Here is a 25,518-nt window from a genome sequence, read left to right as displayed (position 1 = left end):
TCTTTAGCGCAGCAGCGAGGGAAGCAGCGCAGCGGAAACCGAATCGCGCAGCAGGCGCTGCGCCTGAAGGTCCAGGCTACGGTTTTGCCACAGGGTTATCCCGATGCGGCCCGCCGCAGGCAGCGCCCCGTCGACCATATGCAGGCCGGACGGCAGACCCACAGGCGAGCGCAGCGTAATCCCCAGGCCCGCCTGAACCGCCGCCCAGATGCCGCTGAGGCTCGGACTGGTAAAGATAATGCGCCAGGGGATCCCGGCGCCGTCCAGCGCGGCGATAGCGCGCGAGCGCATCTGACAGGGCGCATCAAACATCACCAGCGGTAAAGGTTCGCCGCTTGCCAGCAGCCTGTTGACCTCACTCTGCGACGAAGCGATCCACACCAGCGGGCATTCCCCTAAAAACTCGCTCTCATCCAGCACCTGCTCAGGCTGCCACAGCAGTGCGATATCGACCTGACGTTCAAGCGCCGCCTGGCGCAGGGCGCGGTTGCGATCAATGCGCGCCGTCAGATTGAGATGCGGATGCTGACGCGCCAGCTGGCTTAGCAGGGCGGGCATCAGGGATTCGCCAAAATCCTCCTGCATGGCGATACGCAGCTCTCCCTTTAGCAGTTCACCGCGCACGGCGCGCTGCGCTTCATCGTTAAGCGCCAGCAAACGACGCGCGTAGCTCAGCAGCATCTCGCCGCTGGGCGTGAGCGCCAGCTTGCGGCCCTGCTTCACCACCAGCTCAGCGCCGCACTGCGCTTCCAGCTTTTTAAGCTGCGCGCTGACGGCGGAGGTAGAGCGACAGAGACGCTGGGCGGCAAGGGCGAAGCTGTCGTATTCGATGCCCGCCACGAAACTGCGCAGCGCATCCATATCAAGAGAGACCGGAAGTTTACTCATATCGTCCTGCTATTCGGGATGAACCATGCTGAATAATTTGATTTTCAGGATAGTAGCAGAGGACGACACTGCAGGTGAGCGATAAATCCTGAGAGGAACCACACCACCATGAGCAATGCACTCGATAAAGAGACCCTGCAGCAGGTTGCGCCAAAGCTGGCGGAGATCACGCATAACCTGCTATTCGGCGATATCTGGCGGCGCGACATCCTGACGCCGCGCGAACGCAGCCTGATCACCCTGGCCTGTCTCGCCGCGCTGGGACGGGAGAAACAGCTCGGCTGGCATATCGGCTTCGCCGGCGAAAACGGCCTGAGCCGTCGCGAACTCAGTGAAGCCTTTACCCACCTGGCCTTTTATGCCGGCTGGCCCGCCGCCGTAACCGCGCTGCACTATTTGCCAGAGGACGACAATGCCGGGGAGGAGCAGTCATGCCGCTGACCCGAATTACGCTGCCTGAGCAGACCAGCGAGGCGCGCATCGCGCTGATCGGCGACATCCTGCACCGCACGCTGGTAGATACCTTTGACGTTCCACCGCAAGACCGGTTTCAGATAGTGGAAAAACTGCCCGCGTCGCAGCGGATTTATGATGCGCACTACCTGAGCGGCGGGCGCAGCGACGATTTTATGCTTTTTACCCTGCTTGCCGGCAAACCGCGCTCGGCGGCGCAGAAAGCCGCGCTGTGCCGTACGCTGACGCAGCGGCTGGCGGAGCAGCTCGCCGTCCGTCCCGACGACGTGATGGTGGTGATCCAGTTTAACAGCGCAGGCGACTGGAGCTTTAGCAACGGCACCATGCTCGCCGGGGAGGCGTAATGATCCTGATGCACTATCGCTTTACGCTGCCCGCCGATTACGACATGGCGATTATCGAGCGCCGCATCGCAGAAAACGGCGCCAGGCTCGACGGCTTTCCCGATCTGATATTTAAGGCTTATCTCTATGCGCGACGTGATGAGGGGGCAAGAGCGAATTGCTACGCGCCGCTCTATCTCTGGCGCGACACCGACGGGATGATCCGTTTCTTACAGAGCGCCGGTTTCGCCAGGCTCACAGAGGATTTCGGCTGGCCCGCGATTCAAAGCTGGCTGGGAATAAAAGCGCCGCCGGTCGCCACGCTGCGCGACGCGCGCTTCGCGGTGCTGCGCTCTGAACCGGTTGCCCCCTATAGCGAACTGGCGGCGCTGAACCTGCAGGCGGCGCTGGTCGGCTGGGATATTTCGGCCCAGACGCTGCTGCATGTCGATTTCGCGGCGGAGGCGGAACGGCCGGGCGACGGTTACCGCATCGGCTACCTTGCACTCGGCGATCCGACTATGCGAAACGCGGTAACATCCTGAAAGAATAAATTTAACATCTTTCGGCCCGCCGCCGCCGCACTCAGGGTCTGCTCGCCTACGCTAAAAAGGTTTAGCACTGGAGAGCAAGGTCGTATGAAAAAACAAAACAGTAATATTGGTATTGCGCCTTATGGCGGTTCGGCAGGCGGCTGGGGCGCACTCAAGGCGGTAGCGGATGCTATTCGCGGCCAGATGTCAGTTAAGCAGGACGTTATCGCGCTGTTCAAGGTCAATCAGCCGGAAGGGTTCGACTGTCCGGGCTGCGCCTGGCCCGATCCCCAGCACCGCTCCTCATTCGAATTTTGCGAAAATGGCGCCAAGGCGGTCTCGTGGGAGGCCACCAGCAAGCGCACCACGCCGGAATTTTTCGCTGCCCACACCGTCAGCGAACTCTGGCAGCGCAGTGCCCTTGAGCTGGAGGGCGAAGGGCGCCTGACCCATCCCATGAAATATGACGCGGCGAGCGACACTTATCAGCCCATTGAATGGGAAAAGGCGCTGAGCGAGATCGGCGCGCTGCTGCAGAGCTATGAAGATCCCGACAGCGTCGAGTTCTACACCTCTGGCCGCGCCTCCAACGAAGCGGCCTTTCTCTGGCAGCTTTTCGCCCGCGAATATGGCACCAATAACTTTCCCGACTGCTCCAATATGTGCCATGAGCCGACCAGCGTCGGGCTGCCGCAGTCAATTGGCGTAGGCAAGGGCACGGTAGAGCTTGAAGACTTCGATCACTGCGATCTGGTGCTCTGCATCGGCCACAATCCCGGCACTAACCACCCGCGGATGCTGGCGACGCTGCGCGACGTCTCAAAGCGCGGCAAAACCATCGTGGCGATCAATCCGCTGCGCGAGCGCGGCCTTGAGCGCTTTACCTCGCCGCAAAGCCCCATTGAAATGCTGTCGATGGGATCGACGCAGCTGGCGTCTACCTATTACAAAGTGCGCGTCGGTGGCGACGCGGCGATGCTGAAAGGCGTGATGAAGACCCTGCTGTCGATGCATGAGAAAGCGCTGGCGGCGGGCGAGCCAGGGGTGATCGACGAAAGTTTTATCAACGAACATACCGAAGGGTTTGCCGCGCTGAAGGCGGATCTTGAGGCGACGGAATGGCCGCATATTTTGAAAGTCTCCGGCATGACGCTCGAAGAGATTCAAAATATCGCGCATCTTTACGCCGCGGCGGAAAACACCATTATCTGTTACGGCATGGGGATTACCCAGCACCAGTACGGTACGCAGAACGTGCAGCAGATCGCCAACCTGCTGCTGATGCGCGGCAATATCGGCAAGCGCGGCGCGGGCATCTGCCCGTTACGCGGTCACTCCAACGTTCAGGGCGATCGCACCGTCGGCATTACCGAGATCCCGCCGCAGTGGATGCTGGACAATATTGAAAAAGCGTTCGGCTTTAAGCCGCCGCAGAAGCATGGACACGGCGCGGTGGCGGCGATCCAGGCGATGCGCGACGGCAAAGCCAAAGCGCTGCTCTGCCTGGGCGGCAACCTGGCGGAGGCGATCTCCGATCCGCAGGTCACCTTTGAAGCGATGCGCAAGCTCGACCTGGTGGTGCATATGGCCACCAAGCTCAACCGCTCACACCTGCTGCTCGGCAAGCATAACTATCTGTTCCCGGTGCTGGGCCGCACCGAAATCGATCGCCAGGCGTCGGGGGAGCAGAGCGTAACGGTAGAGGATTCGATGTCGATGGTGCACGCCTCGCGCGGCACGCTGAAACCCGCCTCGCCGCATCTCAAATCGGAACCGGCGCTGGTCGCCGCGCTGGCAAAAGCGACGCTGCGCAACTCGCGCGTTGACTGGGACAAAATGGCAGGCGACTACAGCTTTATTCGTGACGCCATCGAGGCGGTGTTCCCAGGCTTCGAGGATTTCAACAACCGTATTCTGACGCCTGGCGGTTTTCGCCTGCCGGTGGCGGCCTCGCAGCGGAAATGGCTGACCCCGAGCGGCAAGGCGCAGTTTAAGGTGATGCAGGGCATCAACGAAGATCCCCGCTCGCTAATCTGTCACGATCTGGTGCTGACCACGCTGCGCAGCCATGACCAGTACAACACCACGCTCTATGGCCTCAATGACCGCTATCGCGGCGTCACCGGTCGGCGCGACGTGCTGTTTATGGCGGCGGACGAGGCGGAAAAACGCCAGTTCCGCGTCGGCGATAAGGTGAATATGGTGGCGCTCGATCCCGAGGGCAACCGCACCGCACGGCGGCTCGATAATCTTACCGTGGTGGTCTATGACATGGCGCCCGGCTCGGTTGCGGCCTATTACCCTGAAGCAAACGTGATGGTGCCGCTCGACAGCCACGACACCGAGAGCGGGATCCCGGCCTACAAAAGTATCCCGGTCGCGCTGGAACGGTGCGAAGCGCCCGAGGAGACCTCAGGCGCGCTGCGCTAAAAGATCGTCAGCCAGTCAGGGGCCGCGCTAGCGGCCCTGTTTTTTACCGATGCCGTCCAGGGTGGCCAGCGCCTCATCCGGCAGCGTCAGCTGCGCCGCCGCAAGGTTTTCCCGCAGATGTTCCGGCGACGAGGTGCCGGGGATCAGCAGAATATTGGGCGAGCGCTGCAGCAGCCAGGCGAGCGCCACCTGCATCGGCGTAGCGTTAAGCTGCTGCGCCACCTGCGTCAGCTGCGTGGACTGCAGCGGCGTAAACCCGCCCAGCGGGAAGAAGGGCACATAGGCGATGCCCTGCGCGGCGAGCTTGTCGATCAGTGCGTCATCCGCGCGGTTGGCGAGATTATAAAGGTTCTGCACGCAGGCGATCTCGGTAAGCTGCTGCGCCTCTTCTACCTGACGCGCCGTGACGTTGCTTAGCCCAATATGGCGAATGACCCCTTGCTCTTTTAGCCCAATCAGCGCCCGCAGCTGCGGTTCCAGCGACCCTTCCACCGGCTTTTGCGGATTGAGCATGCTGCGCAGATTGACCACCTCCAGCACGTCGAGGTCAAGGTTACGCAGGTTATCCTCCACCGCGCTGACCAGCTCATCCGGCGAAAAAGCGGGCAGCCAGCCGCCTTTCTCGTCGCGGCGTGCGCCAACCTTGGTCACGATAATTAAATCTTCCGGGTAGGGATGCAGCGCTTTTTTAATCAGCTGATTGGTCAGGTGCGGGCCGTAGAAATCGCTGGTGTCGATATGGCGAACGCCTGCCGCGATGGCGTCACGCAGCACCTGTATCGCACGCGCCTCATCTTTTGGCGGGCCAAAGACGCCGGGGCCGGCGAGCTGCATCGCACCGTAACCTAAACGGCCGACCTCGTCGTCGCCGAGACGATAGCGAAGGGAAACCTGAGACATAGAAACCTCCTGGTGAAAGGGACCCAGTAAGTGTACTCGCTACGGTCTGGTTTCGCGTATGAAGGAAGAAGAGGGGAAAGCGGCCGCTCAGGCGACCGCGTGCAGCTGCGGTTGCGGATAGAGATGATGGACGCGACGGTCGGGGCCGCAGAGCAGAACGGGATCGCCTTTCTGCTGGCGCGTCAGAAAGTGCTGATACATCAGCTCCGTCAGGCCAGCGCCGCACCAGTAAAGATGGTGCTGATGCACGTTGACTGAGGGATAAAGGGTGCAAAAGGGGCGCACTTCGACGCAGAAGCCCTGACCGCTGAGCCTGATCGCCTCCAGCCAGATATCGGTCTGGTGTTTCTCGCTGACATTTTCCAGCAGCAGTGGAATAGCGGCGGCGCGCGTGGCGTGGCGCGTCACGCTGCCCGCATGGGCGACCATCAGCTGATGGAAGCGCTCCATACGACGGCTGGCCCCGGCGCGCGTATCGTCACGCAGCCACTGGTGAAGCGGCAGCAGCAGCCGTAACACGAAATCATCGCCGGTAAAGTTGCTGGCAAGCTTGCGCAGCAGCACCCTCAGCGACTGCGGGCTGCCAAATTCGAGCTGCCAGAGCATATCGCCGCGCCGTGCCGCCCAGCCGCCGGTGCGGAGAGGATGCGCGCCAGCCTGCGCCGTTTTGATCTCCCTGATGGTCGCGCCCTGGCTGGTCAGGCGCGTTATATCCATCACCTGTTGCAGCTGAGCCTCGGTCCATTCACGATCGGATGGGTATTTATGGATAACGCCGCTTCGATACCAGCGCTTAAGATTAACCAGAGCGGCGCCCGATATCGCGCAGATGGTTTCAGACGTATAAGTCATATGCTGTCCTTGAACGGAGAGCGAATAGCCACCGCCTGCCGCAGTGGATGAATATACAGTCTGAACCTGTCAGCCGAAAATTAAAACAGCATAAAATATTGTTTTACCTGCCGTTTCGCTTATTCAGCAGGCTGTGTCCTTAGTAATTAGCAACTTAACCGTTAACGTAATGATATGTGAATATTTTGTTTAAAGAGATGATTTATCCGCCGTTGAAGATAAACGCAACGACGCGCTGTTTTTTCAGGCGATACCAGGCTGTGCGGTCTGCGCGGAGACGCCGCCATGTGCTTAACTTAGCACAAGCATTTCAAAGAGGCGGGACATGAAGCTAAAAAGGAGAAGCGATCGAGGGACGTCGTTAAATCGTTCACTGCCCAGAAGCATTGCGATGGGCGGGCTGCTGCTGACGGTGGCGGTGACCGGGCTAAACCTCTGGACAATGCGTGAAGCCTGGCGCGATACCGTGATTCAGTCTGAACAGATGGCGGTAAATCTTTCCCTTTCTCAGGCGCGCCAGGCGGACGACACCATACTGCAGACGGAGCTGTCGCTGCGGGAAGTGCAGCATCAGCTGATAAGCGAAATGGCGATCGGCATCGACGGCGCTGCGCTCAGCCAGACCATGCGGGAGCTGGCAAGCCGGCTGCCGCAGCTGCACGGGCTGTTTTATTACGACGCCAGGGGAAAGTGGATCGCCACCTCGATGCAGAGCATTCCCAAAGGGATTAACAACGCCGATCGTGAATATTTCAATTTTCACCGCATGAATGCGCGCGACAGCGTGCATATCGGGCCGGTATTGCGCAGCCGCAGCACCGGCGACCTGGTGATACCGGTTTCGCTGCGGGTCAACGATCTTTCCGGCGGCTTCAGCGGCATACTGCTGGCCACTATTCGCGTCGACTACTTTCGTCACTTTTATAGCTACTATGAGCTGGGGCCGCAGGATGTGCTGGTGCTGATGCTGGCGGACAGCACGGTGCTCTACGCGCGGCCGATGCCCGACAGCTATATCGGCAAAAACCTCTCCTCCAGCCACCTGTTTCAGGCGATGCTCGCCAGCGCCGACAAAGGCAGCGGCCAGTGGCGCGCCGCGCTGGATGGACAGGCGCGTATTTTCGGCTTTGCCCGCTCGGAGCGCTACGGACTGGTGGTGGCAGCGGGCTACGACAAATATAACCTGCTGAAGAACTGGATTAAGGGCCAGGTAGAGAATGTGCTGCTCGATCTGGCGCTGCTGGCGGGAATTGTGCTGCTCGGAGCCTATATCCTCAGCCAGGCGCGGCGCAGCCTGCGCTATCAGCAAGAGCTGACCCGCCTGCGCGACGAGCTGACTGCGGCGAACCTGTCGCTGGAGAACCTCGCGCTCGCCGATGGCCTGACCGGGCTGGCGAACCGCCGCCAGTTCGACCATTACCTGCAGCAGAGCCTGCTCGATGCGACGGAGCACGGCCAGCCGCTGTCGCTGATCCTGATGGATATCGACTACTTCAAGCGCTACAACGACACCTACGGCCACGTTGCCGGTGACGCCTGTCTGCAAGCGGTTGCCAGCGCGCTGCGCGGGCTGACGCTGCGCGCTGACGATAAGGTGGCAAGGTATGGCGGCGAAGAGTTCGCTATTATTTTGCCGGGCGCAACCGGGCCGGACGCGCTGAGCATCGCTGACGCGGCGGTGAAGGCGGTGAGCGCACGCAATATTCCCCATGACTCCTCGTCGATCGCCGCGCACGTCACCCTGAGCGCGGGCTGCGCGACCTTTCTGCCTGAAAGCGATCGCCCCCAGCCCCAGGTGCTGATCGAGAAGGCAGATGAGGCGCTCTATCTGGCGAAGCATGGCGGACGCAATCAGGCGCGGCGTTCTCCCTGAGCCGCTAAGGCGGAGTAGGCGCGGCGCAGTAGGTTTCGACGATCTGCGCCAGCGGCTGCGGCTTGCCGAGGTAGTAGCCCTGCAGACCGTCGCACTCCATCAGTTTTAGTTGCTCCATCTGAGAGGCAGTTTCGACCCCCTCGGCGGTAATGCTGAGGGCGTAGGCTTTTCCCAGTCCCACCATGTTCTCAACAATCTTCCGCGCCTGCGCGGAGTCGCTGAGCGGGAAGATAAAGGATTTATCGATTTTGATGCCGTCGAACGGAAAGGTGCGCAGATAGTTCAGCGAGGCGTAGCCGGTGCCGAAATCATCAATTAAAAACTTCACGCCCAGCGCCTTGATCGCCTGCATCACCTCAAGCGTGGTTTCCGGGTCCTGCAGCATGGCGTTTTCCGTTACCTCGATCTCCAGCCGGTTGCTCGGCAGGCCGGTGGCCTCCAGCGCAGCGCGAATACGCCGCGGCAGGCCTTTATCGCTGAACTCTACCGCGGAAAGGTTGACCGACACCGCCAGTCCCGGCAGGTCGCGGCGCGTATCTTCGCAGGCGCGCAGCAGCACCCAGTCACTCAGCGCGCTAATCAGCCCGGTCTCTTCCGCCAGCGGGATAAACTGATCGGGCATCAGCACGCCGTGCTGCGCGTGGTGCCAGCGCACCAGCGCCTCGACGGCGGTGACGCGGGCGGCGCGCACGTCGTAGCGCGGCTGCCAGGCGAGCCGCAGCTGGTCGGTGTGGATCGCCTCGCGCAGTTCGCGCTCCATTTCGCGCCGCTGTACGATCTTCTCTCCCATATCGCGCTGGTAAAAGACCCAGTTGTTGCGCCCGGCGTTTTTCGCCTTGTAGAGCGCAATATCCGCATAGCGCAGCAGATCGCCGGGGTTATTACCATCCTGCGGCGCCAGCGCAATGCCCAGGCTGGCGCCGATATAAACCTCGCCGCCGTTGATGGCGAAGGGCAGATTGATCTGGGTGATAATGCGGCTACAGAGCGCGCTAATCTCCTCCTGGCTGGTCATGTCGGAGACGATCATCACAAACTCGTCGCCGCCGAGGCGGGCGGTCATCCCCGCCTCTTTAAGGCAGTCGCTGAAGCGCAGGGAGACCTCGTGCAGCACGCTGTCGCCGGCGGCGTGGCCGTAGAGATCGTTCACCGGCTTAAACTTATCCAGGTCGATCATGATCACCGCCAGCGGCCGATCGCTGTGCAGCGCGCCGCTAAGCTTGCCCGCAAGGCAGGCGTTCATCTGCGCGCGGTTGGGCAGGCCGGTCAGCTCATCAAACTGTGAGAGATAGCGCACGCGCGCCTCCGCCTCGACTTCCAGCGTCACGTCGGTGGCCGTGCCGCGATAGCCTTTCTTCCCCTGCGCCAGCGTAACCGGCCGCAGCGTCAGGTTGCAGAAGCGAATATGCTGCTGCGCGGATCGGTAGCGGCAGCGCAGCAGCGTCAGCGGCTCGCCGGGCTGCTCCCGCTGCGTCAGCCGCTGCGGCAAATCGGCATCGTCGAGCAGAAAAGCGTGCAGCGGCTGATGCAGCCAGTCCTGGCTGTGGTAGCCGGTGACGGCGGGAAAGCGCCCGGAGATCCAGGTAAAGCGCAGCTGCGCATCCGCTTCCCAGATCCAGTCGGTGGTGCTCTCCGCCACGTCGCGAAAGCGCTGTTCGCTGGCGGCAAGCGCCTGCTGGCTCTGCTCCAGCAGGAAGGTGCTGACGTCGCTGTGGCGCGCTTTGCGCAGCGCGTTGCGCATCAGCATGGTGGCGGTGAAAAAGGTGGCGCCCATCAGCAGCACCAGCAGCGGCAGCAGCCAGGTAAGCAGCGCGCCGCCGGGATTGTCGCTCTGCCACATCAGCGTCACGGCGCCGCCCAGCGCTGATACGCGATAGCGCGCGGTGTCGGCGGAGGCGGCGGCCAGCGCGTCGGCGTAGCTGAGGTTCTTAATGCCATACTCCGCGCCGGCGCTCGCCAGCTTCGCGGGCGTGAGGCGGTCGACAAAGATCATTACAGAGGGGGGGCCTTCAACCCTGTTTACGCTGTGGTCGCCCCCTGGGGTGATCCAGGAGGCGCCAATCAGCGCCAGCTGGTCGCCGGTGCGCACCAGACGCGCGATCGCCTTGCCGTCGTTCTGCTGTAGCCACTGCTTCACAACGTTAAGCGGGTCCTGACCCAGCCACGCCTGAAAACTTTCGTGGCGCAGCGCCCCCTCAAGCACGCTGTAGCGGGTTTCGCCGCTGGGGGCGATCACGAACACCCCCTCATAGCCGAAGGTGGTGAACAGCGATTCGCCCAGGTTCTGATTTTGCCAGGCCCAGTCGAGGTTTAGCACGCGATGCAGGTTATCGTAGGCTTCGCCCCATTCCGCGTTGTCGCTGAGGTGAAAGCGCATGCTCTCCTCGCTGCTGGCGAACGCCTTGCCCAGCAGCAGACCGCTGCGAAGATCCGCTTTATCGTTCAGATCGTCGGCCACGCAGAGCAGCGCGGTCAGCGCGGCGCCAAAAGAGAGGCCGAGCAGCACCAGCATAATAATCATCGGTTTTCTGACCAGGCCGCGCGCGCGTCCGTCAGTGGAAGAGGGGTGAGTATAAGTCGTCATCAATAGTCGCCGCGCCAGAGTGTCGATAAAGCGTATTTGAAATACTTCTCACCGTTATCGGCAGCAGAGAGGCCGGACTACAGCGCGCTGATGAAGGAATTATGACAACTGGCTGGCGGCCGCCGCGCAGGCGGACGCAGGGGAGATGACCTGCCGCCATCCTGCCGCTGGTGTCCTCCGCGATAATGGCGCTCGGATAACGCGTCGGGCTCAGGTCGTTAGCGAGAATCCCTGCAGCGGCGTCTGGAAAATGTGCAGCGCGCCGCGCAAATAAAATTAATAAAAGCGGAGACCGTGCCGATGACAGGAGAGCTAAACCCTGCCTGAACACATAAGGTCAGGGGCACTAACCTTATGGAGAACAGGATGAACATCACCCAACGCCTGCTGTTGGCATTCTCGCTGCTGTTTGGCGCGATTATTTTACAGGCCGTACTGGCTATCTCGCTGCTGTCCGGGTTTCAGGATCGCTTTGAGTATGTCCAGGCCAACGCTATTCCCTCGATCAAGGATCTGGGGAAAATGATTGATGAAGGTAATCAGCTGGCAATCACGCTCTACAAGCACCAGAGCCAGACCGAAGACGCGAAGTTTGCCGGGGTGGAAAAAAACCTCGCCGCAAGCCTGGCGCAGATCAAATCGCAGATCGACTACTACATGACCAACGATATCTCTAACGACGAGGACAAGCGTCTGACCAACGTCGCCTATGAGAACCTGCGCGTAATTAACGATCGTCTGCCGGCGTTTATCGCCGCCTCCCATGCGCATCAGGATAGCCTGACGCTCGGGATGATCGAGGGCGATACGGGCGTCGGCGCAGCGATTCGCCAGTTGATTGCCGACTACCAGAAACAGCTGACGCTCAATATCGACATCAGCAACGAGCTGCGCGACACCAACCGTAGCCAGTTTAAAATTGTGCTGTGGGCCACCATCGGCGGCGTGATCGCCACCATCGTGCTGTTCGGCCTCTTCTCTACCTTTACCATTTTGCGTATTCGCCGCAGCCTGACGGCCATGGGCAACGTGATGACGCGCGCCAGTGACAATCTCGACCTGACGCTGAACGCCGATGAGAGCCGTCGTGATGAGATTGGCAATATGGCGCGCGCCTTTAACCATCTGATGCAGCGCGTCGCATCGGCGCTCGCCTCGGTGAACCAGGCGTCGCAGTCGGTCAGCAGCGCATCGGTGCAGATTACCGCAGGCAATGAGGATCTCTCTTCGCGTACCGAGCAGCAGGCGGCGTCGCTGGAAGAGACGGCGGCCAGCATGACCCAGCTGAGCGAGACGGTACGTCAAACCGCTGACAATACCCGCCAGGCGAGCCAGCTGGCGGCCAACGCCAGCAGCCTGTCAGAAAAGAGCGGCGCATCGCTGAGTACCATGCTGGCAACAATGGACGATATTCGCGGCAGCTCGCGCAAGGTAAACGATATTGTCTCGCTGATTGAAGGCATCGCGTTCCAGACCAACATCCTGGCGCTTAACGCGGCGGTAGAAGCGGCGCGCGCTGGCGAGCACGGCAAAGGCTTCGCCGTGGTGGCGGGCGAGGTGAGAAACCTGTCGCAGCGCTCCACCGCCGCTGCCCATGAGATTAAAGCGCTGATCGAAGCCTCGCATCAGCTGACGGAAGCGGGCGCTGCGCAGGCGAGCGACGTGGGCCGCAATATGGACGTGATGAAAGATGCGATTCGCCAGGTCAGCGATCTGGTCGGCGAAATTGCCGCAGCAGCGGTCGAACAGAGTCAGGGCATCGCGCAGGTACACCAGGCGGTGAACCAGATGGACGACGTAACCCAGCAGAACGCCGCGCTGGTGGAAGAGGCGTCGGCGGCGGCGCAGTCGCTGCAGGAGCAGGCCAGCACGCTTACCGAACTGGTCGGCAAGTTCCGCATTGGCAGCACTCTCGAGTTCGCCGCGCCGCGTGCGCCGGCAGCGCAGCCGACACCTTTTCGCGCCCCTGCGCCGCAGCGCGTCGCGGTGATCAACGAAGCGGAGTGGCAGAGCTTCTGATCCCAAAGACGAGATGCCGCAGCCGGCTGAAACCGGTTGCATGCCGTTGAGGTGCCATACCTATCCGGAAGCGACGACGCTTCCGGATTTTTTTTAAGCTTTTCCCGCGCGCCGGGCGAGGTAGAGGCTACGGCAGTGGCCGCCGTTATTTTTTCTTATTGAGCATCGCCTGCAGGTCGGCGAAGGGGTTATAGGTGGCGGCACCGACATCCTTTTGCGCATCCTCTCCCGCCACCACGCGAGTGCCGTACTGGTCCGCTTCCGTGTATTTTTCGTGTTCATGGTCGTGACAGTAGAGGCAAAGAAGCTCCCAGTTGCTGCCATCTTCCGGGTTATTGGTGTGATCGTGATCGATATGGTGGACGGTAAGTTCGCGCAGGTTGGAATACACGAACTCGCGCGCGCAGCGTCCGCACACCCACGGATAGATTTTCAGGGCTTTCTCGCGGTAGCCGCTTTCCAGCCGCGCATAGTTTTTAGGGATCAGAGCCATGGTGGTTGTTACCTTTCAGAAGATATTGCCTGTGATGTGCGCAGGCTAGCCTGCCCGGTAACGAACATCAAGCCAGGTTTGCGCCTGGTGGCTGGCCTGACGCCCTGGTTCGCCAGCCCTGTGCGCCTGCTTATAACTTCGCGCTGTAGAGCACTGGCCCCGTAGGCTGCCCGGTTTTCGATCCGCCTTTTGGCTCCAGACTCACCGCCAGAACCGCGTTTTCCATCGAGAGCCGCCGGGTAATATCGACATTATTGACCGACCCACCCTGAATCACGCCGAGCGAAACCGGCGCCTGGCCTGCGGGGATCACCCACAGCTCCAGGCTCTTGTCGGGCGCGACGTCCATAACCTCTACCGGCGAGAGCCTGATGCGATCGCGCGCGCCATTCGCGCTGACGATCCACTGGCCGCTTTGCTGACCGCCGTTAAGCACCGTGAGCGGCGTCAGCGCTGGCGGCCGGAACGCAAAGGCGTAGAGCAGCACGGCGAAAACCAGCCCGGCAGCGGTAAGCCAGGGCAGGGTGCGCCCATAAACAGGCGCTGGCTTTCTCTCCGGCAGCGCAAGGGCGATTTTTTTCCAGACCGCTTCCGGCGGCGTCACCGGCTGCAGCTGACTCTCCATACCGTGCAGCAGCGTGATCCAGCGCGCCGTCTCCGCCTCCAGCGCCGGCTCTCTCTTCAGTCTGCGCTGAAAGCGCAGCCTTGCCGCGCCGCGCAGCGTGCCCAGCGCATATTCCGCCGCCAGTGCCCGATCGCGCCGATCGTTTACGCTCATAGTCCCACGCACTCCCGCAAATGCGCCAGACCGCGACGGATCCAGCTTTTAACTGAGCCGACGGGCTGCTGCACCCAGTCGGCGATCTCGCTATGGGACATCCCCTGATAGTAGGCCAGAGAGAGGGTCTGCCGCTGTTCACTGCTTAAATTCTGCAGGCAACGATGAAGACGCTCCGCCCGATCGCTGTGGTGCGTGTCATCCTGCAGGCCCGCCGGGGAGGAGACCCACTCATCGCTGAGCGCTTCGTCAGGCGCTGTTCGCCGCACCGCGCCGCTGCGCAGCCAGTCAATGCAGCGGTTGCGCAGGATATGGGTCATCCAGGTCAGGGGCGAACTGAGCGCGTGATTAAAGGTCGAGGCATTGTTCCAGACCGTAATAAAGCAGTCGTGCAGCACATCTTCCGCCCAGGCGCGATTGCGCAGCGTACGCAGTGCAACGGCGAACAGATAGGGCGAGGTAAGCCGGTAAAGCCGTTCAAACGCAAGGCGGTCGCCGTTGACGACCGCCTTCATTAACTGATTAAGCTGTTCGGCCTGAGTGGTGTCCATATTTTTTCCGCATGGATTTAGCGCCAGTCCGAGTATAGATAATTACTTCGGCATCAGAACAGTATCAATAACGTTAATCACGCCATTCTTCTGGTAGACGTCATAGGTGCTGATATTGGCGATATTGCCCTGAGCATCTTTTAGCTGAATATTGTGCGGGCCGTTGCTCATAATCCATAGCGGCTGGCCGTTCACCGTTTTCAGTTCGGCATGGCCGCCGCCCTGCTTAATTTTATGCTCCAGCGCTTTCATATCATATTTGCCGGCTACCACATGATAGGTGAGCACGCTGCTGAGCTTCGCCTTGTTCTCCGGTTTGAGCAGGTCATCTACCGCGCCCGCAGGAAGTCTGGCGAAAGCGGCGTTGGTGGGCGCAAAGACCGTAAAGGGGCCTTTGCCTTGCAGGGTATCCACCAGGCCCGCCGCCTTAACGGCCGCCACCAGGGTGGTGTGATCTCGGGAATTTAATGCATTTTCGACGATATTTTTTTGCGGATACATCGCTGCGCCGCCAACCATAACAGCGTCATCATTCATCGCGGCCCATGAGCCTGCTGAAACGAAAAGGACAGCGAACACAACGGAAAGGCTGATTAACTTTTTCATCATATATCCTCGTTGAAGGAGCAATAAGGTTGCTCACAAAGGGATATACGCGTGAGAAGGGCAACTGGATGCAGCGGCGGAAAATTATTTTTAACTGCTGATGGCGGCGTGACGAGGGAAGGGGATGCGCCGCTCTCTCCTTGCCGTAGAGATCGAGGCTGCAAGTTAATCCGGTCAGGCGAAAACGCCCAACCGGACGGCACTCTTTTGCAGCGCCTGGCGGCGTTACTTAGCCATTAACTCTTTTCGGACAATCTCCGCGCCCGCGCTTAAGGCGTTGAGCTTGCCGTTGGCTACGTGACGAGGCAACGGGATCATGCCGCAGTTAGTGCAGGGATAGAGCTTATCGGCGTCAACAAACTGCAGCGCCTTGCGCAGGGTGCTGGCAACCTCTTCGGGGGTCTCAATGGTATTGGTGGCCACGTCGATGGCGCCTACCATCACTTTTTTGCCGCGAATCAGCTCGATCAGATCCATCGGCACGCGTGAGTTCTGACACTCCAGCGAAACGATGTCGATATTCGACTTCTGCAGTTTCGGGAAAATCTCTTCATACTGACGCCATTCCGTTCCCAGCGTCTTTTTCCAGTCGGTGTTGGCTTTGATGCCGTAGCCGTAGCAAATATGCACCGCCGTTTCGCACTTAAGACCTTCAATCGCCCGCTCCAGCGTCGCGATGCCCCAGTCATTCACTTCATCGAAGAAAACGTTAAAGGCTGGCTCGTCGAACTGAATAATATCTACGCCAGCGGCCTCCAGCTCTTTGGCCTCCTGGTTGAGAATTTTAGCGAACTCCCAGGCCAGCTTTTCGCGGCTTTTGTAGTGGCCGTCGTAAAGGGTATCGATCATCGTCATCGGGCCAGGCAGCGCCCATTTAATCGGCTGGCTGGTCTGCTGACGTAGAAATTTCGCATCCTCAACGAACACCGGCTTTTGACGGCTCACTTCGCCAACCACGCTCGGCACGCTGGCGTCATAGCGATCGCGAATTTTCACGATCTCACGCTTTTCAAAATCAACGCCGCTCAGGTGTTCAATAAAGGTGGTGACAAAATGCTGACGCGTTTGTTCGCCATCGCTGACGATATCGATGCCGGCCTCAAGCTGATCCGCCAGACATAACCGCAGGGCATCTTTTTTGCCGTCGACCAGCTCGCGATCCTGTAATTTCCACGGCGACCAGAGCGTCTCGGGCTGCGCCAGCCAGGAGGGTTTAGGCAAGCTGCCAGCGGTAGAGGTTGGTAATAACTTTTTCATAAAGCGTGACCCTGTGGGTTAGATAATCAAAGAACGGAATGAACAGCCCATTGCTCAAGCAGCGTCTGATAGGGTTTGATAAAGTTCTCTTCGGTGAACTTACCCTGCTCAACGGCTAACTGACTACGTTCTTCGCGGTCGTAAACAATTCGAGTTAAAGAGTAATCCTGATGATTCAGGTCCGGCTGATAGCGCTGTCCCGCCGGGGAGTTGGCGTTATAGATCTCCGGCCGGTAGATCTTCTGGAAGGTCTCCATGGTGCTGATGGTGCCGATCAGCTCAAGGTTGCTGTAGTCGGCCAGCAGGTCGCCGCTAAAATAGAACGCCAGCGGCGCGACGCTATTTTGCGGCATAAAATAGCGCACCTGCAGACCCATCTTCGCAAAGTAGCGGTCGGTCAGTGAGGGGCGGTCTTGCTGATATTCCACGCCCAGCACCGGGTGCTGATTATTGGTTCTGTGGTAAACGTTTTTGCTGGAGACGCTCAGGCAGATCACCGGCGAGGTTTGAAAGCGTTCTTTATAGGCAGACGAGGCCACAAAACGTTTGAAAATGGTGCCGTGCAGATCGCCGAAGGTCTCGGGAAGCGTAAAGTCTGCTTTATTCTTGTTGTGCTCCGGCAGCAGCACGCTGAAGTCATAATCGCGCACGTAAGAAGAGAAGTTATTGCCCGGAATACCTTCGAGGCGCTGGCCGGTTTTGCCATCGATAATATTGGGTCTTAATATTTCAATTACCGGGAACGACGCACGGCTACCGGACGCCTCAATGCTCATCTCAGCGGAGATAATGTCGATCTCGACGGAATAGCGATCGCTGGTGGGATTATCCCAGTGCGCCAGCGAGTTAAAGCGGTTGTCAATCATTGCCAGCGCGTTGCGCAAATTTTCCTGGCGCTTATCGCCGCGGGCTAAATTGGCAAAGTTAGTGGTGATGCGCGTATTTTCCGAAGGGTTATAATTTTCGTCAAAGCGCAGGGTTTTAATCGTAAAATCGAATGGCTGAGTCATTTTAATCTGGCATCCTAATTCGTGATCGACAATCTGGTGTAATGCTTTCTGCTCAGGATATCCCGATTGGTTTAGCTGTTTTCACGTTCACAACTCTTCGTGTTACCATTACTTAACATCCATGCATCATTTATGCCTGAGTCGGGGATCAAGGAAAAGTGATATAATTTCAACGAACATGAACAATTTTCATGATCAGGCAGGGATGATGAGTAAGTGCAGCGGATTCAGCTTAATCCAGGTTGTAGATCTTCATCTTTCGCCACAGCGTTGTCGGGCTGATACCCAAAATCGTTGCCGCTCTCAGGCGGTCGCCGCCGGTCTGTTTTATCACTGAATGGATGAGTTTTTGCTCCTGTTTTTTTAACAGATCCACCTCATCCGTCAGGGAAAAAGCAGCCTCATTACTTTCACTGGCAGACGCCGAAAGATGGCAGAGGACGCGCAAAACCTTCACGTCCACCTTTTCGTTGATGTCGTGCAGCACCGTCAGGCGGGAAACGGCCGTCTGTAGCTCACGGATATTGCCCGGCCAGGGGTAAGCGTTAAGAAAATTCACCGCGTCATCGGTAAAGCGCAAAGCGATCCCCTCCCTGGAGAGCAGCGCGTCGATCAGCAGCATCACATCACCACAGCGCTCTTTAAGCGCGGGCAGCCTTAGCTCAAGAACATTGATGCGATACCAGAGATCCCTGCGGAATTCGCCTGCCGCTACCAGGGCGGCCAGGTCTTTATTGCTGGCGGTAATCAGGCGGAAGTTCGCGCTGATTAAGCGATCCCCGCCCAGTCGGCTAAACCTCTTCTCCTGCAAAATGCGCAGCAGCTTAACCTGAACCGCCAGTGGCGCTTCGCTAATCTCATCAATAAATACCGTGCCATTCATCGCCATCTCAAAAATACCGGGCTTTCCTCCCCGCAGGGCATTGGTGAAGGCGCCGTCGGCATAGCCGAACAGTTCGCTCTCCAGCAGCGTTTCGGGAATTGCCGCGCAGTTGATTGCAATAAACGGCTCGGCGCTGCGCGGCCCGGCATGGTGTATGCTCTGCGCAAACAGCTCTTTACCGGTGCCGGTTTCGCCCTGAATAGCAATCGGCATATCGCTGGCCGCATAGCGTTTAGCCTGCGCAATAGCCGACTGCATTGCCGGGGAGTCGCCGATAATATCGGCAAAGGTGTAGGTAGTGACGAAGGTTTGACTGGCGATTTTTTTGCTGCTGCGAAAACCAGAGCTGCCTGCCTGCTCTGATTTACTCCCCGTCACAATGGTGTAGAAATCCTGTTTATTGCTGAAGTGTTTGATCGAGACCTGTACGCTTTCACCCTCGATTTCCAGCGCATAATCCTGAACGTCCAGCTCATTGATGATGCTGGCATAAAGAGGTTTAAAACAGGGTTTTTGAAAGATTTTCTCGCCGGTGCTGCACTGAAACAGCGTGAAGCCGCGGGCGTTAATATTGATGATTTCCCCTGACTGATCGAGACACATCACCCCTTCGCGGGATTGATTCAGGGCCGACCAGTACATCTCCTGCCTGATCCCCTCTCGGTTGATATAGTTCAACATGCTGGTCGCGACATCGAGCGCCTGCTCAATAGTGATATTATCGGTGTCGCCCATAACGACCTTTAAATCATATTTTTTGCCCATCTCCGCGACCGTCAGGCCGCCGATAACCAGTTTATAGTCATTCTCTGCCAGGGTTTTAACGACATTTTCTATGTCGTAGTGGTTGTAGACCTGACAAATTTTAAACTCATCCTGGGCCATATTTTGGTAATAGCGTAAAACGTGACAAAAGCGCGGAAAGCCCACCGCTGCGATCTTCTGCGACGTTTTTCTGGCCTCCTGTAAAATACGGTAGATGCCGTGCAGATCGTGAGCAATCTCCACAACGGGAATATTCAGATGGTTTCGCAGAACCGCTGCCGTGCCCCCTCGGCTAATCAGGACTTTTGTCCCGCCCTGGATCAGCTGTTCAGCTTTATCAAGAAGGTCAGCGTAGTGATATTCATAAACGGGTATGTCGAGTTTTCTCTCAGCCAACACGCTGAATATACGCTGGGTGATGGTTTGTGATACCGAAAATATGGCGATCTCATTATTTTTCATAGGCAACTAAAGTTCATCAGGCTAAGGGCGAAACATCCTGTTTCCTGTCCGGTCAGGGAAAAGAACCGGACAAAAAAATACCTGCCATCGAGCGATGCGCAGGTATCTGTTATAAGCGAACTCAGCTGTTAAAAACGTTGACGGCGATAAACAATCTGTCCGTTACTGATGGTGGCACAGTTGTCTATATAGCAATCACCTTCGAGCCGAACGCCTCGGGTATCTTCAAACTCGATTTTCTCTTTACGCAGTTTCACGATCGCGATATCGGCAAATGCCCCCGGCGTCAGGGTGCCAGTCTGATCCTGCATCTTCATCAGGCGGGCAGGGGTTTGGGTTACGGCTTTCACCACGTCGAAAAAGGACATGCCCATATTGAGATACTTCGACATAACAAACAGCAGGCTGAACACTTTTTCCGTACGCAGGCTATTGCGCAGCGTCAGGTCGGTGCTGATGATATCGGGATTGAAACCCTGCTCCATCGCCTTGCGCGCCACGTGGAAATCAAAGTGCGCCACGCCGTTGGAGCAGTCAAAAATCACGCCCCGCTCTTTAGCCTCTTTAATTGACGGGAACAGCTCGCCACTCTCCTGAAGAATGGCATTGCCTGTTCCATGGAAGCAGTGCGCGTAAATATCATCAGCCATAAAGTGACCAATCAGCTCATCCGCTGTCAGGCGCGAGTCGGTGACGTGTACGCACAGGGTGGTTTTTAACTGGCGCGCCAGCTCAACCGTCGCCAGGAAAGGGTCGCCGCTATAGTTGCGTCCGGTGGCAATATCCTGGCTGTAACGCAGCTTCAGCCCGAGGATATTGTCTGCGTTCTCCGCCAGCGTCTGACGAATTTTCTCTACGTTGAAGTTGGCAGGATTGGTGTTTTCAAGATACCCCGTAGGGCCGCCGCCCAGCGTGGAGAGCCCAACGTTAACCACGTTCAGATAGCTTTTGATGCGCGTCTGCGCCTGATTGATCACGCTGTTGCGGAACAGCCGGTAGTTAACCCAGCCGCTGCTTCCGGCATCCACCACGCTGGTCACGCCGTTAGGGAGACAGAGAATATCTGGATTGACGCTAATGGCCGTTCCGCCGTAAAACACATGCGCATGGAAATCAATTAATCCGGGCAGGACGATGCAGCCCGCCGCATCAATGACCGTTTCAGCGTCAGCGCGTTCCAGCGTCTCCACATCGACAATACGATTGCCGACAATCCCAATGTCCTGATGGATATAACTCTCGCTGTCGAGGTCGGCTACCAGGCCGTTTTTAATTAAAATATCGGGTTTCATCTTATTATCTCCTTATTAAATACCGATTACTTTCCACCAGGGAATGCCAATCAGGAAAAAGACCAGCACGTTAACTACCACCATAATGGTGCCCAGCAGCCAGAAGGTCTTTTGCGGAACATAGCCGCTGGAGAAGGTAAACACGCCTGCGCCATTGCCGTAGTGGGTCAAAAGCGCGCCATAACCGGCAGAAAAAGCCAGCGATAGCGCGATGTACATCGGGTGCGCCTGGGTTGTCATGCCAAGCGTAAAGAGCACGGGATAGAAGGAGACCACAAAGGCGCTGTTGGAGACGAAAAAGTAGCGTACCGCGAGGCTGATAAACACCAGCACGCCCAGCGCGCTGATTTCACTGAGCTGCGACAGGTCGAGGTAGTTTTTGATCACCTCAACCAGATAGATATAAAAACCCCCTTTTGAAAGCGCAACGGCGCAGCCATAGAACGCCCCATACCAGACGAAGGTCTGCCAGGCCGCTTTCTCGCTAATCACATCGTTCCAGCTCAATACGCCGAACAGCAACAGGCAGGCGAGAAAGGCCAGTCCGACCGGAATAAAGGCGATACCGGTAAGGGAGCCGGTCATCCAGCCCAACACGCCGAGCACAAAGAAAAGCAGCAGCAGCTTCTCTTCGCGTTTTACCGGGCCCAGCTCCTGCAACCCCTGGGTAGCAATCTCGTTAACGTTAACGATAGTTTTTAACTCTGGCGCATAGAGCTTGTAGAGGATCCAGGGCGCGGCCAGCAATACGATGCCTGCCGGAACGATGGCCGCTTTGAACCACACCATCCACCCCAGGCTGACGTGCATAATCTCATTTGCGAGGGAGACGGTAATGGAGTTAGTGGCCATCCCGGTCAGAAACAGACTTGAGGTGCCCATCGACACCACATACATCAGAATGGTGAGATACGCCCCGATCTTACGGCTACCGCTCTCTGGTGTTGATCCCAGCGCTTCAGCGATATTGCGGAAAATAGGGTAGGTAATGCCGCCGGAACGCGACATGTTCGAGCCGGTTGCTGGCGCCAGTACGGTATCAGTGACCATCATCAGATAGCCCAGCGTCAGGGTATTTTTGCCGTAGCGCTGAAGCAGCAGGTAGGCAATGCGCTTACCTAATCCCGTAATGACAAACGCCTTACAGATAATAAAGGCGCTGATAATAAACCACACCATCGGACTGCCAAACCCGGCGAACAGCGGGCCAGGCGCCATAAACAGTGACGCGATGCCGAGGATGATGAGCATAATTACCGCGTCGGTAAACGGGCGCAGCACCAGGCCGCACAGCATCGCCAGATAGATACCGACTAAATGCCAGGTTTCGGCAGTAATACTTTCCGGGTGGGGGATAATCCAGAACAGAACGGGGAAAGCGATAATGGGTAAGAGTTTAAGATAAAGCATGTTTACGTTACCTGTATTTGTCAGCCGCGCATCATCCATTTGACGCGCGGCATTTCATTATTGGCAGCAGTTAGCGGCAGACGTCGTCGATAAACTCAACGCCTTTTTCCTCTAATGATTTCCTTACCCATGCACGGTTGGCGGTGCCATTTTTCGCCGCCTCCACTTTACCGGCGTCAAATCTGGAGTAGTCACGGGCTTTGTCCAGCAGGGCGGCGGCATCGTTGAGAGGGATCACGATCACCCCGTCCGCATCGCCTACAATCAAATCGCCCGGCGAGACCGCAACGCCACCCACGGCGACAGGCGTATTCACCTCTCCCGGCCCCTCTTTGAAGGGGCCAGCCGGATTTGCGCCAGTGGCGAAGATGGGAAAATCGAGTACCGAAAGGGCGTCGATATCGCGGATGGGGCCATCCAGCACGATACCGGCGATCTTCCTGGTGCAGTGGGCATAAGCGACCATGATTTCACCCATCAGCGCGCGGGAGCGGTCGCCTTCGTTAGAGACCACGATGACATCATTTTCCGTCGCCATATCCAGCGCGGCATGCAGCATCAGGTTGTCACCCGCGCGTGCTTTCACCGTAATGGCATAGCCCGCCATAATCGGCTTCTTCGGCGAAGAGATGCGTCTGATACCGTTGCCGAGTACCGCGATGCGGTTCATAACGTCGGCGATATTTGCCGCAGGCAGCTGCTCATATTCTTTTAACAGATCAACGTCAAACGCAGGGCGTTTCATAAAAACACGATTACCAATAGGCATGATTTATTCCTCAGAAACCCGGCACTGGCCAGGAGGGTTTTTTACCGGATAACACTTCGTCGATACCGATAGCAGAATGCAGCGAGGCGCGGTCGGTGGCTTCTTTGGTGGCGGCGCCGATGTGCGGCCCAATCACTACGTTGTTGAGGGCAAAGATGGGGTTTGCTGGATCGAAGGGCTCTTTTTTCAGCACATCAAGGCCCGCGGCGGCGATAGCGCGGGTGGAAAGCGCGTGGTAAAGCGCTTTTTCATCGACCAGCTTGCCGCGTGCGGTATTGATGAAACAGGCGGTGGGCTTCATCAGCGCAAACTGCTTTTCACCTACAAAGTCGAAGGTTTCGGCGTTCGCAGGGCAGTGCAAAGAGACGAAATCGCTCTCTTTAAATATCCGATCCAGGTCATTAGTTAACTCAACGCCTGCGGGTATCTGCTGCTGGGTTTTATAGGGGTCATAAGCGATGACCTTCATATTAAAGCCGTGCAGCGCTTTGATGGCGACGCGAGAACCGATATTGCCTACGCCGACCAGACCCAGGGTTTTGCCATCCAGCTCCACTTTTGGCGTGCGCAGTTTTGCCCAGTAATAGTCCTCCAGCATTTTCTCTTCGACCAGCTTGAAATTGCGGGAGCAGTAGAGCATGTAAAAAATCGCCAGCTCGGCAACAGACATGCTGTTTGCTACGGGGGCATTTAACACGGTCACGCCATGACGTTTAGCAGCGTCTAAATCTACCGTGTCATATCCCGCACCGTGGCGGGCAACCACCTTTAATTTCTTCGCTGCGTCAAATACGCGCTCGGACATTTTAGAGAGGCGAACAATAATGCCATCACAGTCGGGGATATCACGGATAATATCATCCTCTTCCATACCGGAACCGGTAATTAACTCATAGCCACGGCTCTCAAGATATTCCCGACCTTCCTTCATTATTTCTTGCGGAAGCAGAATTTTATAGTTCATTCACTTTTCTCCATTGGTGTTTTGCCGGTTATATTTGCACGCGGCGTGCCAGCGGCATAAAAACCAAAAATAAAATTATTCAAGAATTTGAATGTTAACGGATTTCATTTGTCGGCGAAAATTATCCGAGTGATTAAACTCACAAGCGCGAGTCATTATAAAAGCGAGTGGTTTTCTAAAAGAAATGCAGAATTTCATTTTGAAATAAGAGGTGAAAAGTGAATTATATCTGCATCACAAAATCAAATTCTCACTTATTAACAAAGAGTTGACACCAATGAAACAATAACAAAATAAAGTTAATTAATATATTTTTCCTGTATCTCAGCGTGCGCGCTATTTGCTTTGGCAGGAAAAGAGACGCTCGCTATAGCAACGTCTGGGATCTCCCCGGTCAGCACCGGCACTCAGCAACCTGCCGACGCAAAAACACGCCTGCCTGCGGGCAGGGCGTCTATTTCAGGAGAGGACAGGGTGGCTGAAGCAGAAGTTAAGAGGAGGGCAGGTTAAGAGCAAGCAGCTGGCGCGTATCCAGTCTGAGGGAGGTGACTCAAAGCCGCCCATAAAACGTCATGCGCGCCGTCTCCGACAGGGCGATGCCAGGCTGGGTATTGTAAGCCAGCACGGCCAGCATGCGCGTAATATCCCCTTCGGTAGGGGTTACGCGATGCAGTGAATTGCGGCCGCGGAACAGCACCAAATCGCCAGCGTCAATATCGAGCGCCTCAGGGGGGCGGCGCTGATCCAGCACCTCGGCCACGCCGCCGAAGTTCATCTCGCCGGCATCGGCGTCGCGCAGATCCTTCACATACTGAAACACGCCGCCGGCGCGCGGCTTCTGCACCAGCAGGGTAATAGCGAAAGAGGAGTTATCAAAATGCCAGCCAAGCTCCTGGCCGTCGGGGGCGTAGTGCAGATTGATAGAGGAGAGCGCGTCGGCATAGGGATAGAGCGCAGGCTCTGCCAGCACATCGCACAGGAACTGTTTAAACAGCGCGTCATTATAGAGCTGGCGCAGCGGCGAATCAGCGGCGATCAGATCGTCGGTGATGCAGCCTTTGGTGCTGATCACATCGCGATTGCGCGGATGATCGGCGCTATAGGCCGCGTCGCTTTTCATCAGATAGACGTTGTGCTTGCTAAGGGTGTGCCAGGCCCGATGGCGCTGCGCCTCACCTTCGGCCACGATCGCCTGCCGCGCGGCGGGCTGCAAAAACTGACGCAGCACCAGCGCGCCGTGTTGGTTAAGCTGGTCGCGGCAGCGGCGCCGCCAGCTGGCGTCGGCGAGCGGGTGCAGGTCGAAACGGATCAATGCAGACATCGCGGCGGTTCTCATCATGACGGGTGTGTGAAAACTGTAACCGGCTGATAAGGTAGTGCGTAGCGATAGTTTTTTAACGAC

22 protein-coding genes are annotated in these 25,518 nt (G+C 57.6%); 6 read left to right on the top strand and 16 right to left on the bottom strand.

Annotation, left to right across the window (positions count from 1 at the left end; all coding sequences use genetic code 11):
* Positions 1 to 3: 3 nt before the first annotated feature.
* The gene (locus tag LB453_RS01195; RefSeq protein WP_103796519.1) at positions 4 to 888 is read right to left on the bottom strand and encodes a LysR substrate-binding domain-containing protein; all 885 of its coding nucleotides are present in this window, start codon (positions 886 to 888) and stop codon (positions 4 to 6) included.
* Between the two features lie 108 nt (positions 889 to 996).
* Here LB453_RS01195 and LB453_RS01190 point away from each other — a divergent pair, with 108 nt between their 5' ends.
* The 4 genes from LB453_RS01190 (at position 997) to LB453_RS01175 (ending at position 4,648) form a co-directional block, all read left to right on the top strand.
* On the top strand, positions 997 to 1,329 hold the full coding sequence (locus LB453_RS01190) for a carboxymuconolactone decarboxylase family protein (RefSeq protein WP_103796518.1): 333 nt from the start codon (positions 997 to 999) through the stop codon (positions 1,327 to 1,329).
* Entirely contained in the window at positions 1,320 to 1,706 is a 387-nt protein-coding gene (locus tag LB453_RS01185) for a tautomerase family protein (protein WP_103796517.1), read from the top strand. Before LB453_RS01190 ends, LB453_RS01185 begins: the two co-directional genes overlap by 10 nt.
* Positions 1,706 to 2,230, top strand: a complete 525-nt coding sequence (locus LB453_RS01180) for a DUF4865 family protein (RefSeq protein ID WP_103796516.1) — start codon at positions 1,706 to 1,708, stop codon at positions 2,228 to 2,230. The genes LB453_RS01185 and LB453_RS01180 overlap by 1 nt, the downstream gene beginning before the upstream one ends.
* Positions 2,231 to 2,323: 93 nt before the next feature.
* Positions 2,324 to 4,648: an FdhF/YdeP family oxidoreductase gene (locus LB453_RS01175; protein ID WP_103796515.1), complete on the top strand. Its 2,325-nt coding sequence runs from the start codon at positions 2,324 to 2,326 to the stop codon at positions 4,646 to 4,648.
* 27 nt (positions 4,649 to 4,675) lie between these two features.
* Here LB453_RS01175 and LB453_RS01170 read toward each other — a convergent pair whose 3' ends face one another.
* Together LB453_RS01170 and LB453_RS01165 are read right to left on the bottom strand one after the other, a co-directional pair.
* Positions 4,676 to 5,548, bottom strand: coding sequence for an aldo/keto reductase family oxidoreductase (locus tag LB453_RS01170; RefSeq protein ID WP_103796514.1), 873 nt, complete (start codon positions 5,546 to 5,548; stop codon positions 4,676 to 4,678).
* Between the two features lie 87 nt (positions 5,549 to 5,635).
* Positions 5,636 to 6,400 (bottom strand): hypothetical protein, encoded by a 765-nt coding sequence (locus LB453_RS01165; RefSeq protein WP_103796513.1) that lies wholly within the window; start codon positions 6,398 to 6,400, stop codon positions 5,636 to 5,638.
* Between the two features lie 325 nt (positions 6,401 to 6,725).
* Between LB453_RS01165 and LB453_RS01160 the strand changes: the two genes are divergently transcribed.
* Positions 6,726 to 8,273 (top strand): GGDEF domain-containing protein, encoded by a 1,548-nt coding sequence (locus LB453_RS01160; RefSeq protein WP_103796512.1) that lies wholly within the window; start codon positions 6,726 to 6,728, stop codon positions 8,271 to 8,273.
* 4 nt (positions 8,274 to 8,277) lie between these two features.
* Here LB453_RS01160 and LB453_RS01155 read toward each other — a convergent pair whose 3' ends face one another.
* The gene (locus LB453_RS01155; RefSeq protein ID WP_318011368.1) at positions 8,278 to 10,857 is read right to left on the bottom strand and encodes an EAL domain-containing protein; all 2,580 of its coding nucleotides are present in this window, start codon (positions 10,855 to 10,857) and stop codon (positions 8,278 to 8,280) included.
* A gap of 366 nt (positions 10,858 to 11,223) precedes the next feature.
* Here LB453_RS01155 and LB453_RS01150 point away from each other — a divergent pair, with 366 nt between their 5' ends.
* Positions 11,224 to 12,876, top strand: a complete 1,653-nt coding sequence (locus LB453_RS01150) for a methyl-accepting chemotaxis protein (protein WP_103796511.1) — start codon at positions 11,224 to 11,226, stop codon at positions 12,874 to 12,876.
* Positions 12,877 to 13,021: 145 nt separating this feature from the next.
* On the opposite strand, the gene yajD is transcribed toward LB453_RS01150, so the two are convergent.
* The 12 genes from yajD to LB453_RS01090 form a co-directional block, all read right to left on the bottom strand.
* Entirely contained in the window at positions 13,022 to 13,369 is a 348-nt protein-coding gene (gene yajD / locus LB453_RS01145; RefSeq protein WP_224481416.1) for an HNH nuclease YajD, read from the bottom strand.
* 130 nt (positions 13,370 to 13,499) lie between these two features.
* Complete coding sequence (locus LB453_RS01140; protein WP_103796509.1) at positions 13,500 to 14,147, bottom strand: anti-sigma factor domain-containing protein; 648 nt, start codon at positions 14,145 to 14,147, stop codon at positions 13,500 to 13,502.
* The gene (locus LB453_RS01135; RefSeq protein WP_103796508.1) at positions 14,144 to 14,698 is read right to left on the bottom strand and encodes an RNA polymerase sigma factor; all 555 of its coding nucleotides are present in this window, start codon (positions 14,696 to 14,698) and stop codon (positions 14,144 to 14,146) included. The genes LB453_RS01140 and LB453_RS01135 overlap by 4 nt, the downstream gene beginning before the upstream one ends.
* 42 nt (positions 14,699 to 14,740) lie before the next feature.
* The gene (locus tag LB453_RS01130; RefSeq protein WP_103796507.1) at positions 14,741 to 15,304 is read right to left on the bottom strand and encodes a fasciclin domain-containing protein; all 564 of its coding nucleotides are present in this window, start codon (positions 15,302 to 15,304) and stop codon (positions 14,741 to 14,743) included.
* A 225-nt stretch (positions 15,305 to 15,529) separates the two neighbouring features.
* Complete coding sequence (locus LB453_RS01125) at positions 15,530 to 16,561, bottom strand: methionine synthase (protein ID WP_103796506.1); 1,032 nt, start codon at positions 16,559 to 16,561, stop codon at positions 15,530 to 15,532.
* A gap of 26 nt (positions 16,562 to 16,587) precedes the next feature.
* Positions 16,588 to 17,571, bottom strand: coding sequence for a DUF1852 domain-containing protein (locus LB453_RS01120; RefSeq protein WP_103796505.1), 984 nt, complete (start codon positions 17,569 to 17,571; stop codon positions 16,588 to 16,590).
* 232 nt (positions 17,572 to 17,803) lie between these two features.
* On the bottom strand, positions 17,804 to 19,681 hold the full coding sequence (locus LB453_RS01115) for a sigma 54-interacting transcriptional regulator (protein WP_103796504.1): 1,878 nt from the start codon (positions 19,679 to 19,681) through the stop codon (positions 17,804 to 17,806).
* 128 nt (positions 19,682 to 19,809) lie between these two features.
* Positions 19,810 to 20,973: a metallo-dependent hydrolase gene (locus LB453_RS01110; protein ID WP_103796503.1), complete on the bottom strand. Its 1,164-nt coding sequence runs from the start codon at positions 20,971 to 20,973 to the stop codon at positions 19,810 to 19,812.
* Positions 20,974 to 20,988: 15 nt separating this feature from the next.
* Positions 20,989 to 22,383 (bottom strand): DASS family sodium-coupled anion symporter, encoded by a 1,395-nt coding sequence (locus tag LB453_RS01105; RefSeq protein WP_103796502.1) that lies wholly within the window; start codon positions 22,381 to 22,383, stop codon positions 20,989 to 20,991.
* 70 nt (positions 22,384 to 22,453) lie between these two features.
* Complete coding sequence (locus tag LB453_RS01100) at positions 22,454 to 23,152, bottom strand: RraA family protein (RefSeq protein WP_103796501.1); 699 nt, start codon at positions 23,150 to 23,152, stop codon at positions 22,454 to 22,456.
* Between the two features lie 10 nt (positions 23,153 to 23,162).
* Entirely contained in the window at positions 23,163 to 24,116 is a 954-nt protein-coding gene (locus LB453_RS01095) for a hydroxyacid dehydrogenase (protein ID WP_103796500.1), read from the bottom strand.
* A 550-nt stretch (positions 24,117 to 24,666) separates the two neighbouring features.
* Positions 24,667 to 25,437, bottom strand: a complete 771-nt coding sequence (locus LB453_RS01090) for a 2OG-Fe(II) oxygenase family protein (RefSeq protein ID WP_103796573.1) — start codon at positions 25,435 to 25,437, stop codon at positions 24,667 to 24,669.
* Positions 25,438 to 25,518: the final 81 nt, after the last annotated feature.

Source organism: Pantoea agglomerans, assembly GCF_020149765.1.
In the GTDB taxonomy this organism is placed as follows: Bacteria; Pseudomonadota; Gammaproteobacteria; order Enterobacterales; family Enterobacteriaceae; genus Pantoea; species Pantoea alvi.
Note: the sequence above shows the minus strand (reverse complement) of the source record. Positions and strands in the feature narration are given on the sequence as shown.

What these genes read in the sequence shown, in the direction of transcription:
- LB453_RS01195 (WP_103796519.1), bottom strand. Translation starts at nt 888, where the DNA reads ATGAGTAAACTTCCGGTCTCTCTTGATATGGATGCGCTGCGCAGTTTC.
- LB453_RS01190 (WP_103796518.1), top strand. Translation starts at nt 997, where the DNA reads ATGAGCAATGCACTCGATAAAGAGACCCTGCAGCAGGTTGCGCCAAAG.
- LB453_RS01185 (WP_103796517.1), top strand. Translation starts at nt 1,320, where the DNA reads ATGCCGCTGACCCGAATTACGCTGCCTGAGCAGACCAGCGAGGCGCGC.
- LB453_RS01180 (WP_103796516.1), top strand. Translation starts at nt 1,706, where the DNA reads ATGATCCTGATGCACTATCGCTTTACGCTGCCCGCCGATTACGACATG.
- LB453_RS01175 (WP_103796515.1), top strand. Translation starts at nt 2,324, where the DNA reads ATGAAAAAACAAAACAGTAATATTGGTATTGCGCCTTATGGCGGTTCG.
- LB453_RS01170 (WP_103796514.1), bottom strand. Translation starts at nt 5,548, where the DNA reads ATGTCTCAGGTTTCCCTTCGCTATCGTCTCGGCGACGACGAGGTCGGC.
- LB453_RS01165 (WP_103796513.1), bottom strand. Translation starts at nt 6,400, where the DNA reads ATGACTTATACGTCTGAAACCATCTGCGCGATATCGGGCGCCGCTCTG.
- LB453_RS01160 (WP_103796512.1), top strand. Translation starts at nt 6,726, where the DNA reads ATGAAGCTAAAAAGGAGAAGCGATCGAGGGACGTCGTTAAATCGTTCA.
- LB453_RS01155 (WP_318011368.1), bottom strand. Translation starts at nt 10,857, where the DNA reads ATGACGACTTATACTCACCCCTCTTCCACTGACGGACGCGCGCGCGGC.
- LB453_RS01150 (WP_103796511.1), top strand. Translation starts at nt 11,224, where the DNA reads ATGAACATCACCCAACGCCTGCTGTTGGCATTCTCGCTGCTGTTTGGC.
- yajD (WP_224481416.1), bottom strand. Translation starts at nt 13,369, where the DNA reads ATGGCTCTGATCCCTAAAAACTATGCGCGGCTGGAAAGCGGCTACCGC.
- LB453_RS01140 (WP_103796509.1), bottom strand. Translation starts at nt 14,147, where the DNA reads ATGAGCGTAAACGATCGGCGCGATCGGGCACTGGCGGCGGAATATGCG.
- LB453_RS01135 (WP_103796508.1), bottom strand. Translation starts at nt 14,698, where the DNA reads ATGGACACCACTCAGGCCGAACAGCTTAATCAGTTAATGAAGGCGGTC.
- LB453_RS01130 (WP_103796507.1), bottom strand. Translation starts at nt 15,304, where the DNA reads ATGAAAAAGTTAATCAGCCTTTCCGTTGTGTTCGCTGTCCTTTTCGTT.
- LB453_RS01125 (WP_103796506.1), bottom strand. Translation starts at nt 16,561, where the DNA reads ATGAAAAAGTTATTACCAACCTCTACCGCTGGCAGCTTGCCTAAACCC.
- LB453_RS01120 (WP_103796505.1), bottom strand. Translation starts at nt 17,571, where the DNA reads ATGACTCAGCCATTCGATTTTACGATTAAAACCCTGCGCTTTGACGAA.
- LB453_RS01115 (WP_103796504.1), bottom strand. Translation starts at nt 19,681, where the DNA reads ATGAAAAATAATGAGATCGCCATATTTTCGGTATCACAAACCATCACC.
- LB453_RS01110 (WP_103796503.1), bottom strand. Translation starts at nt 20,973, where the DNA reads ATGAAACCCGATATTTTAATTAAAAACGGCCTGGTAGCCGACCTCGAC.
- LB453_RS01105 (WP_103796502.1), bottom strand. Translation starts at nt 22,383, where the DNA reads ATGCTTTATCTTAAACTCTTACCCATTATCGCTTTCCCCGTTCTGTTC.
- LB453_RS01100 (WP_103796501.1), bottom strand. Translation starts at nt 23,152, where the DNA reads ATGCCTATTGGTAATCGTGTTTTTATGAAACGCCCTGCGTTTGACGTT.
- LB453_RS01095 (WP_103796500.1), bottom strand. Translation starts at nt 24,116, where the DNA reads ATGAACTATAAAATTCTGCTTCCGCAAGAAATAATGAAGGAAGGTCGG.
- LB453_RS01090 (WP_103796573.1), bottom strand. Translation starts at nt 25,437, where the DNA reads ATGTCTGCATTGATCCGTTTCGACCTGCACCCGCTCGCCGACGCCAGC.